Origin of the sequence: Streptomyces sp. Y1, from assembly GCF_041053115.1 — a bacterium.
Classification (GTDB): domain Bacteria; phylum Actinomycetota; class Actinomycetes; order Streptomycetales; family Streptomycetaceae; genus Kitasatospora; species Kitasatospora rubellomurina.
Genome location: NZ_CP163445.1, coordinates 162,198 through 175,387 on the forward strand (window position 1 = coordinate 162,198; position 13,190 = coordinate 175,387).

At 74.4% G+C, this 13,190-nt stretch carries 10 protein-coding genes; 4 read left to right on the plus strand and 6 right to left on the minus strand.

Annotation, left to right across the window (positions count from 1 at the left end; all coding sequences use genetic code 11):
* Positions 1-176 precede the first annotated feature (176 nt).
* Positions 177-1,382, plus strand: coding sequence for a cytochrome P450 (locus tag AB2U05_RS00500; RefSeq protein WP_244179011.1), 1,206 nt, complete (start codon positions 177-179; stop codon positions 1,380-1,382).
* 54 nt (positions 1,383-1,436) lie between these two features.
* On the opposite strand, the gene AB2U05_RS00505 is transcribed toward AB2U05_RS00500, so the two are convergent.
* Complete coding sequence (locus AB2U05_RS00505; RefSeq protein WP_045711042.1) at positions 1,437-3,038, minus strand: ABC transporter permease; 1,602 nt, start codon at positions 3,036-3,038, stop codon at positions 1,437-1,439.
* Positions 3,035-3,979 carry an ATP-binding cassette domain-containing protein gene (locus AB2U05_RS00510; RefSeq protein ID WP_369182060.1) on the minus strand — a complete coding sequence of 315 codons (945 nt, stop codon included), beginning with the start codon at positions 3,977-3,979 and terminating at the stop codon, positions 3,035-3,037. Before AB2U05_RS00510 ends, AB2U05_RS00505 begins: the two co-directional genes overlap by 4 nt.
* A gap of 79 nt (positions 3,980-4,058) precedes the next feature.
* Here AB2U05_RS00510 and AB2U05_RS00515 point away from each other — a divergent pair, with 79 nt between their 5' ends.
* Positions 4,059-4,649: a GbsR/MarR family transcriptional regulator gene (locus AB2U05_RS00515; protein ID WP_369182061.1), complete on the plus strand. Its 591-nt coding sequence runs from the start codon at positions 4,059-4,061 to the stop codon at positions 4,647-4,649.
* 2 nt (positions 4,650-4,651) lie between these two features.
* Positions 4,652-5,164 carry a GbsR/MarR family transcriptional regulator gene (locus AB2U05_RS00520; RefSeq protein ID WP_045703013.1) on the plus strand — a complete coding sequence of 171 codons (513 nt, stop codon included), beginning with the start codon at positions 4,652-4,654 and terminating at the stop codon, positions 5,162-5,164.
* A gap of 32 nt (positions 5,165-5,196) precedes the next feature.
* Here AB2U05_RS00520 and AB2U05_RS00525 read toward each other — a convergent pair whose 3' ends face one another.
* From AB2U05_RS00525 to AB2U05_RS00535, 3 genes are all read right to left on the minus strand, one after another.
* A complete protein-coding gene (locus AB2U05_RS00525; RefSeq protein WP_369182062.1) occupies positions 5,197-8,127 on the minus strand; it encodes an AAA family ATPase in 2,931 nt (976 codons plus the stop codon).
* Positions 8,128-8,528: 401 nt separating this feature from the next.
* Positions 8,529-9,005: a (2Fe-2S)-binding protein gene (locus AB2U05_RS00530; RefSeq protein ID WP_045703009.1), complete on the minus strand. Its 477-nt coding sequence runs from the start codon at positions 9,003-9,005 to the stop codon at positions 8,529-8,531.
* 19 nt (positions 9,006-9,024) lie between these two features.
* Positions 9,025-11,328 (minus strand): molybdopterin cofactor-binding domain-containing protein, encoded by a 2,304-nt coding sequence (locus tag AB2U05_RS00535; RefSeq protein ID WP_045711040.1) that lies wholly within the window; start codon positions 11,326-11,328, stop codon positions 9,025-9,027.
* Between the two features lie 487 nt (positions 11,329-11,815).
* Between AB2U05_RS00535 and AB2U05_RS00540 the strand changes: the two genes are divergently transcribed.
* The gene (locus AB2U05_RS00540) at positions 11,816-12,022 is read left to right on the plus strand and encodes a hypothetical protein (RefSeq protein WP_045711039.1); all 207 of its coding nucleotides are present in this window, start codon (positions 11,816-11,818) and stop codon (positions 12,020-12,022) included.
* Positions 12,023-12,062: 40 nt separating this feature from the next.
* On the opposite strand, the gene AB2U05_RS00545 is transcribed toward AB2U05_RS00540, so the two are convergent.
* Entirely contained in the window at positions 12,063-12,776 is a 714-nt protein-coding gene (locus AB2U05_RS00545; protein WP_052706753.1) for a bacterial transcriptional activator domain-containing protein, read from the minus strand.
* Between the last annotated feature and the right edge of the window lie 414 nt (positions 12,777-13,190).

A 13,190-nucleotide genomic window follows, 5' to 3' on the forward strand; every position in this document is an offset into this window, starting at 1 on the left:
ACGGTCCGCCACCCCTATTCGGCCCGGGGCGCCCCCAGCCGGCAGGGGTCGGACCCCGAGGGCGGGGCCCGGCGGCGGGCCGGCCGCCGGTTCTCGGGTTCCGCGCCGCCCCGCGGCGGGGTGAGGATGCCTCAGGACCGGGGGCCCGACGAGCGAGGGGACCGATCACGATGGGTGTGGCTGCCAGCAGGGGTGTGGACGCGGGGCTTCCGGAGGAGATCCGCGGGCTCTTCGACTGGCTGGACGGGATGCGCGCGGGCGAGCCCGTGCACCTCGACGAGCGGACCGGCTCCTGGCACGTCTTCGGCTACCCGGAGGTGGCGCGGGTGTACGCGGACCCGGGCCTGTTCTCCTCGGACCTCGGCTCGCTGATGCCGTCCCAGCCGGAGCTGGAGCTGTTCGGCCGGGGCAACTTCGTCCGGATGGACCCGCCCCGCCAGCAGGAGCTGCGGCGGCTGGTCGGCCGGGCGTTCACGCCCCGGACGGTGGCCGACCTGGAGCCGCGGATCGCCGCGATCACGGACGGCCTGCTGGACGCGGTGGAGGACCGCGCCGAGCTGGTCGGCGCGCTGGCCTACCCGCTGCCGATCGTGGTGATCGCCGAGCTGCTGGGCGTCCCGGCCGAGGACCGCGAGCGGTTCCGCGGCTGGGCGGACGTGATGCTCTCCGGCACGATGCGCGCGGACGAGGTGGTGGTCGGGGCGGAGACGCTGCGCTCGTACGCGCCGACCCTGCGCGAGATGTTCGACTACTTCACCGGCCAGGTGCGCGCCCGCCGGGCCCGGCCCGGGGAGGACCTGATCAGTCTGCTGGTGGCGGCCGAGGTGGACGGGCGGCGGCTGGACGACGGGGAGATCGCGAGCTTCGCGATCGTGCTGCTGGTGGCCGGGCACGTGACCACGACGGCCGTGCTGGGGACCACCGTCCTGCTGCTGGACGCGCACCCGGAGGCGGCGGCCGTCCTGCGGGCGGACCGCTCGGCCGTCCCCGCCGCGATCGAGGAGGTGCTGCGCTGCCGCCCGCCGTTCACCCGCAACCTGCGGCGCACCACCCGGGACGCCGAGCTGGGCGGGCGGACGATCCCGGCGGACACGGCGGTGTCGGTGTGGCTGGCGGCCGCGAACCGGGATCCGGCGTGGTTCCCGGACCCGCTGGCCTTCGACATCCGGCGCAGCCCCAACCCGCACCTGGCGTTCGGGCACGGCATCCACTTCTGCCTGGGTGCGCCGCTGGCCCGGCTGGAGTCCCGGATCGCGCTGAACCGGCTGTTCGACCGGTTCGCGGACCTGCGGGTGGACCGGGCGCGGGGCGTGGAGTACTTCCCGAGCCCGGCGATGCTGTTCGGGGCCCGGCGGCTGCCGCTGGAGCTGCGCCGCGCCTGACCGCGCCCGGGGTGGTGGGGGCTCGGCCCTGAACGCCCCCACCACCGGCGGGGGTCAGCTGCCGACCGCGCGGCGGCGGAAGCCGGCCAGGCCGGCGGCGGTGAGCGCGGCGGCGACCAGCACCAGGACCAGCAGCGGGGTCGCGCTCAGGCTCGCCGCCGGGATCCGCGGGATGTGGGTGAACGGCGAGACGTCGAGCAGCTTCTGGTTCCAGCCGAACGCCCCGCCGAGCTGGCCGAGCAGCAGGAAGACCACCAGCGCCCCCCAGGCGGCCTGCACGGCGCGCGGGGCGAGCCCGAACAGCGCGGTGGTGAGGGCGGCGAGGATCCACGCGGCGGGCAGCTGGACGAGGGCGGCGCCGAGCAGCCGGGGCACCTCGTGGCCGATCCCGTGGGTGCTCGCCCCGTAGACCAGCCCGGCGGCGAGGCCGCCGACGGCGAGGGCGACGGCCGGGCCGAGCAGCGCGAAGACCAGGTGGCTGACGGCCCATTCGATCCGGGAGGTGCGGGTCGCCAGGACGGGCTCGGCCCGGCCGGCGGTCTCCTCCTGGTACGGGCGCAGCGCGGCCTGGACGGCGTAGGCGGCGGCGAGCAGGCCCAGGGTGCCCATGGCGGTGGCCAGGTAGGCGTCGACGAGGTCGCCGTGGCCGCCCAGGTTCTCGAACACCTTCTTCAGCGCGCTGCTGCTGTCGATCTGGTCGCCGATGCTCTTGCCGGCCCCGCCGGTGACGGCGCCGACGACGAGGAAGCCGGCGCTCCAGCCGAGCAGGGCGGGGCGGTGCAGCCGCCAGGCGAGGGCGAGCGGGGTGCGCAGGCCGGGGGCGGCGGTGGCCGGGCCGGGCCGGTCGGGCAGCAGGCCGGCGCCGAGGTCGCGGCGGGCGTTGAGCGCGAAGGCGGCGGCGGTCAGCAGCGCGGTGGTGGCGGCGGCCAGGAGGAGCACCCACCAGCGCTCGTCGGCGAAGGGGTGCAGGCGTTCCGTCCAGCCGATCGGCGAGAGCCAGACGACCCAGGAGAGGTCGTGCTTCCCGGCGTCGCCGAGGGCGCGGAGCAGGAAGGCGGCGCCGACGACGGCGGAGGCGATGCCGCGGGCGGCGCGGGCGCTCTCGGTGAGCTGGGCGGCGATCGCGCCGATGCCGGCGAAGACGCAGCCGGTGGCGCCGAGGCCGAGCGCGAGGGCGATCGATCCTCCCCAGGGCAGGCCCTGGAAGCCCATGGTGAGCGCCAGGTAGAGCGCGGTGACGACGTTGCCGACGACGGCGACGGCGAAGGCGGCGGCGAGTTGGGCGCGCGGTCCGACGACGCCGGCCCGGATCAGTTCGGCCCGGCCGGTCTCCTCCTCGCCGCGGCTGTGCCGGATGACGGTGAAGAGGCTGATCAGGCCGATGATCAGGCCGCCGAGTGCGGCGGTGCGCCAGGCGACCAGGCCGCCGGCCGCGTCGGTGCGCACCACGGGCCCGTACATGAAGAGCTGCGCGGCGTTGCCGTTGACGCCGTTGGCGAAGTCCGTCCGCTCCTTGGCGGTGGTGTAGAGCTTGGCGAACCCGGTGACACTGCTCGCCACGATGCCGACCATGATCAGCAGGCCGACCGGCAGCTTGACCCGGTCCCGGCGGGCGTAGAGCTTGATCAGGTCCCGCGTGCCCACGAAGTCGTTCATCGCGCCGCTCCGCTGCGCGGTGCGGGCGCGCTGGCGACCGCGCCGTCCGCCTGGTCGCCGTCGCCCTGGTAGTGGCGCAGGAACAGCTCCTCCAGGGTGGGCGGCTGGCAGGTGAGGCCGCGCACGCCGATCCCGGTGAGGTGGGCGAGGACGGCGTTGAGTTCGGCCGTGTCGACGTCGAAGCGGACCCGGGTGCCTTCGACCCGCAGGTCGTGCACGGTCGGCAGGCCGGCGAGCCCGTCCGGGGCGGCGACCAGCTCGGCGCTGACCGAGGTGCGGGAGAGGTGCCGCAGCTCGCTCAGGGTGCCGGACTCGACGGCGCGGCCCTTGCGGATGATCGTCACCCGGTCGCAGAGCGCCTCGACCTCACCCAGGATGTGGCTGGAGAGCAGGACGGTGCGTCCGCGCTCGCGCTCCTGGGCGACCAGGTCCTGGAAGACCGCCTCCATCAGCGGGTCGAGGCCGGAGGTCGGCTCGTCGAGCAGTAGCAGTTCGACGTCCGAGGCGAACGCGGCGACCAGCGCGACCTTCTGCCGGTTGCCCTTGGAGTAGGCGCGGCCCTTCTTCTTGGGGTCGAGCTCGAAGCGTTCGACCAGCTCGTCGCGCCGGCGCTGGTCGACGCCGCCGCGCAGTCTGCCGAGCAGGTCGATCGCCTCGCCGCCGGAGAGGTTGGGCCAGAGCGTCACGTCGCCGGGCACGTAGGCCAGCCGGGCGTGCAGGTCGGCCGTGTCCCGCCAGGGGTCGCCGCCGAGCAGCCGGACCTCGCCGGCGTCGGCCCGCAGCATGCCGAGCAGCACGCGGATGGTGGTCGACTTGCCGGCGCCGTTGGGGCCCAGGAAGCCGTGCACCTCACCACTTGCCACGGAGAGGTCGAGCCCGTCCAGGGCCCTGGTCCCGCCGAAGGTCTTCACCAGCCCGGAGGCCGAGATGGCACTAGTCATGACCCCGATGCTACATTCATTTCACAAATTTCTGAAGCTACAGAAGGTTCACCCAAAAGTGTCAGGAGGGCCCCAGCGGATGGAACCTGCCGAGCACCTGACGAACCCCGGCCGGAGCGAGGAAACCGCAGGCAGCGGGCCCGCCGGACGGGACGAGGAAGCCGTCAACCGCTTCACCGAGCGCTTCGCCATGCACCTCGCCGACGTCGGCTTCCCGCGCATGCCGGCCCGGGTCTTCGCGGGCCTGATCACCGCCGACCACGACCGCGCGTCCGCCGCCGAGCTGGCCGCGCTGCTCAGGGCCAGCCCCAGCGCGGTCTCGGTCGCGCTGCGCCACCTGATCCGGCTGGGCCTGGTGACCCGCGAGCGCGAGCCCGGGGAGCGGCGGGACCGGTACCGGATCCTCGACGACCTGTGGTACGAGGTGTTCACCCACCGGGACACCACGCTGGCCCGCTGGGAGGAGGGCCTGCGGGAGGGGCTGGCGGCGGTCGGGCCGGACACCCGGGCCGGGGTGCGGCTCACCGAGACGCTGGAGTTCTTCGCCTTCCTGCGCACCGAGCTCGACCGGCTGATCCGCAAGTGGCGCGACACCCGCGGCGAACCCGGCGCCGACCGGCCCCGGCACCGGCCCCGGCCTGGCCACACCGTTCACGGCCTACACTGTTGACGATGAGCCGGATAGACCCCACCGACAGCGCCCGAACCCCCACGACCAGCCACGACGAGGCCGTGGGCAGGTTCGTCGAGCGCTTCGCCCTCCACCTGTCGGAGGCCGGCTTCCCGCGGATGCCCGCCCGGGTGTTCGTCGCCATCCTGGTCTCCGAGGACGGCCAGCGCACCGCCGCCGAGCTGGGCGAGGTGCTGCGGGTCAGCCCGGCGGCCGTCTCCGGGGCCGTCCAGTACCTGGTCCAGGTCGGCCTGGTCGCGCGCGACCGCAAGCCGGGCGAGCGGCGCGACCACTACCGCCTGTACGACGACACCTGGTACGAGGCGCTGACCCGCCAGGACAGCCTCTACACCCGCTGGGAGCAGGACCTGCGGGACGGCATGGCGGCGGTCGGGCCGGACAGCGCCGCCGGGGCCCGGCTGGAGGAGACCCGGCAGTTCTTCGGCTTCCTGCGCGAGGAGTTCTCCCGCGTCATGGACGACTGGCGGCGGACCCGGGCGGCGGGCGGCCGGTAGCGGCCGCGCCCGGCCGCCCGCGCGACGCCCGGTCAGGTCCCCGCGAGGGCCGAGTCGGTGCTGCGCAGGCCCAGGTACGTCGACAGGTCGTTGCGGCCGCTGATGTTCAGCTTCCGGTAGACCCGGGTCAGGTGCTGCTCCACCGTGCTCACCGTGACGTGCAGCGACTTGGCCACCTCGCGGTTCATGTAGCCCATCGAGGCCAGTTCGGCCACCCGGCGCTCGGCCTCGCTGAGCACCGAGGTGTCCCCCGGGGCCGGCCGGCCCGGCCGCACGACCCCGGCCGACTCCGCCGTGGCCGCCGACTCCGCCCTGGCCGCCGCCTCCGCAGGAGCCACGGCGGCCCGCGGCCCGCCGCCGCCCTGCTCCGGCGCCGCGTCGGTGTGCCAGCGCAGCAGCGTCCGGGCCAGCGGCTCGGCGTGGCACTCGGCGGCCAGTTCGAGCGCGTGGTGCCCCATCGCCCGGGCCCGGGACGCCTCGCCGAGCGCCTGGTGGGCCCGGCTCAGTTCGGCCAGCGCATGGGCCAGTTCCAGCCGGTCGCCGGCCGCCTGCAGGCTCTTCACCGCCTTGCGGAGCAGGTCGGGCCGGTCCCGCACGCCGCTCGCCGCCGCCAGCTGGCGCATCGACACCCCGTGGGTGCGGGCGCCGCCCGCCCCGGGCCGGGCCAGCTGGTCGGCCATCAGCTTGCGGGCGACCTGCTGCCCGTTCAGCCGCAGGTGCGCCAGGGCCGCCGCGCCGCGCCACGGGACGAGCGCCGGCAGGTCGATGTCCCAGGCGCGCATCTGCCGGCCGCAGGCGCGGAAGTCCTCCAGGGCCGCCGACGGCCGGCCGCAGGCCAGCTGGTACTGGCCCCGGGCGTACTGGAAGAGCAGGCCGAAGCGGGTCTCGAAGAAGGCGTCGGGGGCGGGCTGGTTGAGCTGCTCGGCGGCCTCCTCCAGCCGGCCGGTGGCCACCAGCGCCAGCACCAGGGTGGCCAGCGGGGCGCCGACCGCGACGCCCCAGGCGCGCGGGGCGAGCCGGGTGAGCGCGAACCGGGCGTGCCGCTCGGCCCCCAGGGTGTCGCCCTGGCGCAGCGCGGCCTCGGCCTGGACGGCGGCCAGCCGGGCCTGCCAGGACGGGGAGCGGCGGACGGCGGCCAGGTCGGCCAGCCGGGCGCCGAACCTGGCGGCCGACGGCACCCGGTCGCCGTAGACCAGGGCCAGCAGCGCGGCTTCCAGCGAGTCGAAGGTGGCCTCGTCCAGGTCGGTCTCGCGCAGGACGCGGTCGGCGTCGGCGGCCGTGTGGTCGTCACCGCCCCGGCTGAGCACCGTCATCAGGACGGCCGCGCCCTGGTCGGCCGGCCCCAGCACGGCCCGGTCGGCCGGTCCGGCGGCGGCCGGCGCCTGGTCGGCCGGGCCGGGGTGGACGGTGCGCATCCACAGGCGGGTGGCCTGCCGGCGGGCGAGCGGTTCCGGGCCGGGGCGGCCGTCGACCAGGAACAGCACCTCGGCGGCGGCGCCGAGCCGGCCGTGCCAGAGCAGTTTGCGGATCAGCGTGCGGGCGTACCGGGTCGGCAGGTGGCCGTTCTCCAGGGCGCTGAGCAGCCTGGGCAGGTGGCGGGCCCCGGCGGTCGGGTTCAGCCGCCACTCGGCCTCGGCCAGCGCCATCGCGATCCTGGCCCGGACGGCCTCGTCGCCGCAGGCCTTGCCGGCCAGTTCGAGGCAGCGGATGGTCAGGTCGAGGTCGCTGTCGAGCCGGGCCGCCTCGGCGGCCTCGCACAGGGTGGGCACCGCCCAGTCCGGTTCGGCGCGGCCGGCCGCGAGCAGCTGGCGCGCGACCTCGGTCGCCGTCGCGCCTTCGTGGTAGACGAGTTCGGCCGCGCGTCTGTGCAGGTCGGCTCTCTCCTCCGGGCCGAGGTCCTCCAGGACGGCGCGGGCGGCGCCGGGGTGCCGGAACCAGCCTTCGTGGAACAGCCCGGTGTCCTCGAGTTCGCGCAGCGCCCGGGCGGCGGCCTGCCGGTCGGCGCCGATCAGCCGGCCGAGCAGCACGGCGGAGGCCGGCCGGTCGAGCACGGCGGCGGCGCGGGCGACCGCGCCCATCAGCGGCTCGCCCCGGTGCAGGCAGGAGAGCACGGCCTGGCCGAACGCCCCGCGCACCACCACCCGGTCGGCGCCGGGTGCGCACTCGTGCTCGCGGGGCCGGTCCTGGTGGCCGGTCGGCCGGTCGGCGCGGCCCGGTACGGGCCGGGTGCGGGCGGGCAGTTCGCCGCGGTCGGCGAGCAGGGCCCGGACCAGCAGCGGGTTGCCGCCGGTCCAGCCGTGCAGTTCGGCCGCGGCCCGGCTGCCGGGGTCGGTGCCGACCAGCCGGGCGACGCCGGCCACCGAGAGCGGGGCGGTGTGCACCCAGGCGCACCGGGACTCCCGCAGCAGTTCGGTGCGGAACAGCGGGTTGGCGCGCAGCGCGTGCTCGGACTCGGCGAACACCAGCAGCACCCGGGCCGCGCGCAGCCGGCGCGCCAGGTAGAGCAGGCACTGCAGGGAGGCGTCGTCGGACCAGTGCACGTCGTCGACCAGGATCAGCAGCGGCCCCTGGCAGGCCAGTTCGCCCAGGAAGCCGCAGACGCCGTGCATGATCCGGGTGGGCATCGCGGCGGCGTCCGGCCCGCCGGTGACCGGCCCGACCTGGGCTGCGGCCTCGTCCAGCAGCCGGGCGACCCGTTCGGCTCCGGCCGCGGGCAGGTCCGGCCCGAGCAGTAACTGGGCCAGCACGCCGAGCGGGACGGCGCGTTCCGCGCGGATGCCGGCCGCGCTCAGCACCCGGGCGCCGTGTTCGCCCGCCCGGTCGGCCACGGCGTGGAGCAGTTCGGTCTTGCCGCTCCCGACGGTGCCGCCGATCACCGCCATGGCGCCGCGCCCGCCGACGGCGACGGTGGCCAGCATCTCGGTGAGGAAGGCCAAGCTCCTGTCTCGTTCGACCAATGCCATGGATTTCTCCAGGTAGTCAAGGTGATGATCACGACGGTCACTCCTGCACGCCCTTCCCGAGTGACCGACCGCCTGAAACCGCCGCACCGAAACCTTCGGACCGGAACCGTCGGGAATTCACCACCTCACCGCCGCCTCGCCGGCCACCTCCCTCCCACCAGTCCCAGGCCAGTGCCGCAAGTGTGACACTTTCGCAACTCGCCGACCCGGCCCAATAGTTCGTCGCACATGTTAGAGGACGACGAAAACTTCACATAGAGATCATGTGCGAGGATTTCCGTTAACGTTTCATCGCACCCGGGGTTTAAACCGGTTTCTCTACCCATCCGGAACGCGGTCCATGCGAGACCGGCACCCCGCTTCGTCGACGATCGGTCCGTGCACGTCGGACGGGTGCGGCCTCACATGTGCCGGGCACCGTCCTTGATCGCCTCGCGGATCCGGAAGTACGTGCCGCAGCGGCAGATGTTGCGGATGCCGTCGAGGTCGTCGTCGGTGATCGTGCGGCCCTCCTCGGCGACCCGGCGCACCAGGGCGACGGCGGCCATGATCTGGCCGGGCTGGCAGTAGCCGCACTGGGCCACGTCGTGGTCCAGCCAGGCCTGCTGCATCGGGTGCAGGTCCTTGCCGACCGTGGCCGGCAGCCCCTCGATGGTGGTGACCTCGTCGGTCGGGGCCAGGTCCTTGACCGGGATCGCGCAGGGGTTGGCGGCCTTGCCGTTGACGTGGCTGGTGCACGCCTTGCAGACGTTGATGCCGCAGCCGTACTTCGGTCCGGTGACGCCCAGGACGTCGCGCAGCACCCAGAGCAGCCGCACGTCGTCGGCGACGTCGACGGTGACCTGCTCGCCGTTGAGGCGGAACGTGTGCTTCGGCACGGGGATCTCCTAGCAGCCCTCAGCGGGCCAGGTTCAGGCCGTCGGTGGGGGACGGCGGGACGGGCGGGACGGTCGGCTTGGGCTCGAAGGAGAGGGTGCCGTGGTTGATCGGGAAACTGGTGGGCATGGTGCCCGTCGCCCGGCCGTACGCGCAGGCGACCGCGGCCATCGACGCGGCGACGCCGAGCTCCCCGGCGCCGCCGGGCTCCCCCGTGGTGGTCGGCAGCACGATGATCCGCAGCTCCGGGGGCGTGTTCCACTGCCGGGTGTAGAAGTAGTTGTCCCAACTGGCCTCCAGGAAGTACCCGTCGCGCAGGTGCAGGCTGGAGGTCAGGGTCTGGGCGATGCCGTCCATGACGCAGCCCATCATCTGGGCCTCCAGGCCGCGCGGGTTGACGGCGAGGCCGACGTCCACGGCCATGACGGCCTTGGTGACGCGCGGCCCGGCCACGCCGTTGCGGACCGGCCGGTCGACGGTCTCGGGCCGGCAGTCGATCTCCACCAGCACCGCGCTGACGGCGTGGTACTCGGAGTGGAAGGCGATCCCCTGGGCCGTGCCCGGCGGCATCTCCCGGCCCCACTGGCCGACCTCGGCGACCTTGTCCAGCGCCGCCCGGGCGCGGTCCTCGGCGAGGAACTCGCGGCGGAACCGGTACGGGTCCTTGCCCATCCGGGCGGCGAGCCGGTCGACGATCAGCTCGCGGGCGGTGGTGACGTCCGGGGAGTAGACGTTGCGCATGCTGCCGGTGTTGAAGCCCTTGTCGGTCTCGGTCAGCAGCCGGCTGCTGACGCCGAAGCGGTAGGGCATCGACTGGGAGAGCTGGAAGAAGGTCTCGGAGAAGCCGATGTCGCCCACCGGCAGCTTCGCGGCCAGGGCGGTGAAGATCTCGCCGAGCCCCATGCTGAGGTCGGTCGAGACGCTGGTGTGGTGCTGCGCGTAGCCGAGCACCTCGGTGCCGAGGTAGGAGGCGCGCACCCGGGAGGTGGCCATGGGGTGGGCGCGCCCCTGGCGGGAGTCGTCCGCGCGGTGCCACATGAGCTTGACGGGCTTGCCGATCCGCTGGGAGATCTCGGCGGCTTCCGACGCGGCGTCGTAGAACAGCCGGCGCCCGAAGGAGCCGCCGCTCTCGGTGACGTGCACGGTGACCGCCGAGGGCGGCAGGCCGAGCTTGGCGGCGATGGCCTCCTTGGCGACGATCGGCGACTTCAGGGCCGACCAGATCTCGGCGCGGCCGGGCCGTACGTCGGCTATCGCGCAGTTGGTCTCCAGCGCGCTGTTGCTGCGGAAGTGGAAGGTGAAGGTGCCCTCCACCGTCGGGGTCAGGGCCGGGAGCACGAACGGCGCCTCGGCGGCGCGCAGTTCCGCCAGGACGGACTCGTCGGACTTGCCGGCCGCCGTCCCGGCCTCCCAGGTCACCCGGAGGGCGCGGACGGCGTCGATGCACTGGCCGAAGGTCTCCGCGCGCACCGCGACCCCGGTGGAGATCACCGTGACGTCGGTGACGCCCGGCATGGCGCGGACCTCGTCGAGGTTGGCCACCGACCGGACGGTGCCGTTGATCGTCGGCGGGCGGCACACCATGGTCGGCTTGGCGTCCGGGACTTGGAGGTCCATCGCGAACTTCTTGCGCCCGGTCACCGCGGCGAGCGCGTCCACGCGGTTGTGCGGCGTGCCGATGACGGTGAACCGCTCGCGCGGCTTGAGCACCACGGACACCTGCTCGGTCCGGGCTCCGGCGGCCTTCTCGGCGAGGTCGCCGATGCCGATGGCGCGGCCCACCGCGTCGGTGACGACGCCGGCCCGCAGGGTGAGGTCCTTGACCGCCGCGCCGAGTTCGATCGCGGCCGCCGTCAGCAGCCGGCCCCGGGCGACGGCCGCGGCGACCCGGATCGGCACGAAGGTCGAGATGGTGGTGTTCGACCCGCCGGTGAGCTGGTTGAACAGCAGCTCCGGCCGGGCGTCGGCCAGGGTGACCCGCACCTTCTCCACCGGCACGTCCAGTTCCTCGGCGATCAGCATCGCCGAGGACGTGGTGATGCCCTGCCCGACCTCGGCCCGCGGCAGGGCGAACGACACGGTGCCGTCCTTGTTCACCTCGACCGTGATGAGGTTCGCGGTCGGCAGGGCGGCCGCGGTCATCACGTCGTTGAGGTCGAGCAGCCGCGTGATGTCCGGCGACGGGAGCTGCGCCTGGGCCTCGGGAGCGAGCCCGAGCTCGGCGGCGGCGACGAGGGTCGGGGCCGCGAGCACGTACCCGAGGAACCGGCGCCTGCCCATGGCGTGCGGATCGGCCCCCGGCCTCGGACGTTCAGCCCGGATCATCGGTAACTCCCCTTCTTCGGACCGGCGTTGACCGCCCATTGGGCGTCGGCACCGGGCGTGCTGTTGCTGTCTGCGGCCACCACCTTGGCGGACCGGCCCTCAGACCACCGGATCATCACTCAATCTCCACGGTTCGATGTCGGCCCGTCGCATTCCGGCCGACGGGCGGCCATGGCGGTGGAACTGGCGATCGGGCAGCAGACAAGTCCTTCGAGGGGGCCGGGGGTGGTCACCGGACGGCCCGGCGATATTACCTCAAAGTAACTTGATGTGATGTCAGGGTCGCTTCAAGGCCGGTTCCGCGCGACCCGGGGACGGACCTCCCGGAAACCTGGGATGTCCCGGGCGGAACCGCTCTGCCACACTGAGTGATGTCATGGACACTCACGCCGAGGTGCGCCCCGCGCACGCTGTTCGGCACCGCCGCCAACGTCGCGCTCGGCCCGGTGCTGGTCGCCGGGACCGACGAGGACGCCTCGGCCGGGTCATGGCGACCCTGCACGCCCTCGCCGACGCCCTCGGGCCGCTCGGCGCGCTCACCGGCGGCCTGCTCGGCGACCGGCTCGGGATCCGCCCTGCCCCGTGGACGCTCGCCGTCGCCTCAGCCGTCGCCGCGCGGGATCACGCGGGTCACACGACACGGCCGCACGCACGGCGATCGAAGGACTGCGGGAGCTCGCCGCACGCCGCCTGACGGGCAGTCAAGTATTCGCCGCGGCCGCCGACCCAGCCGCTCAGGTCCGCAGCAGGTTCCGCACCAGGCCGGTCATCTTCGGCGAGGGCGCGACGTTCAGTTCCCGCTGGAGGAAGGAGCGGTACTGCTGGTAGAAGCGGAGCGCGCTGGCGATGTTACCCTCGGCGAGGTGGATCTCGACCACGATGCGATGCGCCGTCTCCCGGACGGGATCGATGTCGATCGCCGTGAGCGCGGTCTGCAGTGCCGCCAAGTACCGCTCGGCGCCGCACAGTTGGCGGGCCAGGCTCTCCAGCGCGTACAGCCGCAGCTGATCCCAGCGCTCGCGCTCCGTGATCAGCCACTCGTCCCCCCAGCCCGGCAGCAGCTCGGCCGCGAGGTCGCCCACCAGGTCGTCGCAACCGGACGGCAACTGGCTGAGCCCGGCCACGACTTGGCGCGCGGTGCCGCGCGCCGCGCGCAGGTCGACCCGCACCGCGGGCGACAGGCAGAGCCACTGCCCGGAGGCCTCGATCGGCATCCCCGGCCCGTGGTGCCGCGCATGGTACAGCGCGGCCCGCAGGTTCGCCGCCGCGCGGTACTGCGCCGAATCCGGCCAGAGCCGCTCGGCGGCCACGCCGCGCTGGACGCCGCCCTCGTGCAGGGCCAGGAACGCCAGCAGGTGTTGCGCGCCGACCGGGAGGAGCACGCGGTCGCCTTCCGCGGTGACTTCGAAGCCCCGCAGCAGTTCGATGCCCAGACCATGCCAGAACACAACCCCCACTCTGCCGCGACGGCGCGTTCCTCGCACCCCCTCAGGCACGCCGCCGGGCGTGCGCCGGAGGCGTGACCAGCGCGTTCGTCTGACCACGCACCAGTGTCACGGCGGTGCCGCCGGGCCGTCGCGGGACGTTCCGGGAGCGTCCCGCGCCCGTCCTCCGCGCGTACTCGGCCCTCGTCGCCGAGCGTCACGAGAGCGCCCGCACCGGGGCCCCGCACGGCCCCGGCGCCCCATCGGCGCAGGGATGTTGACGAACGCGCCGGATCCGCGCCGACCTGATCACGGCCCCCGGAATCACAGACCGTCACAGCGCGGACCCGCCCGCCCGGTCGCCCCGGCCGCCGCCCCCGCCCCGCCGGAGCGACCGGCCGGGACGCCGGCCCGACGGGCCCGTGACGGCGCCCGGCA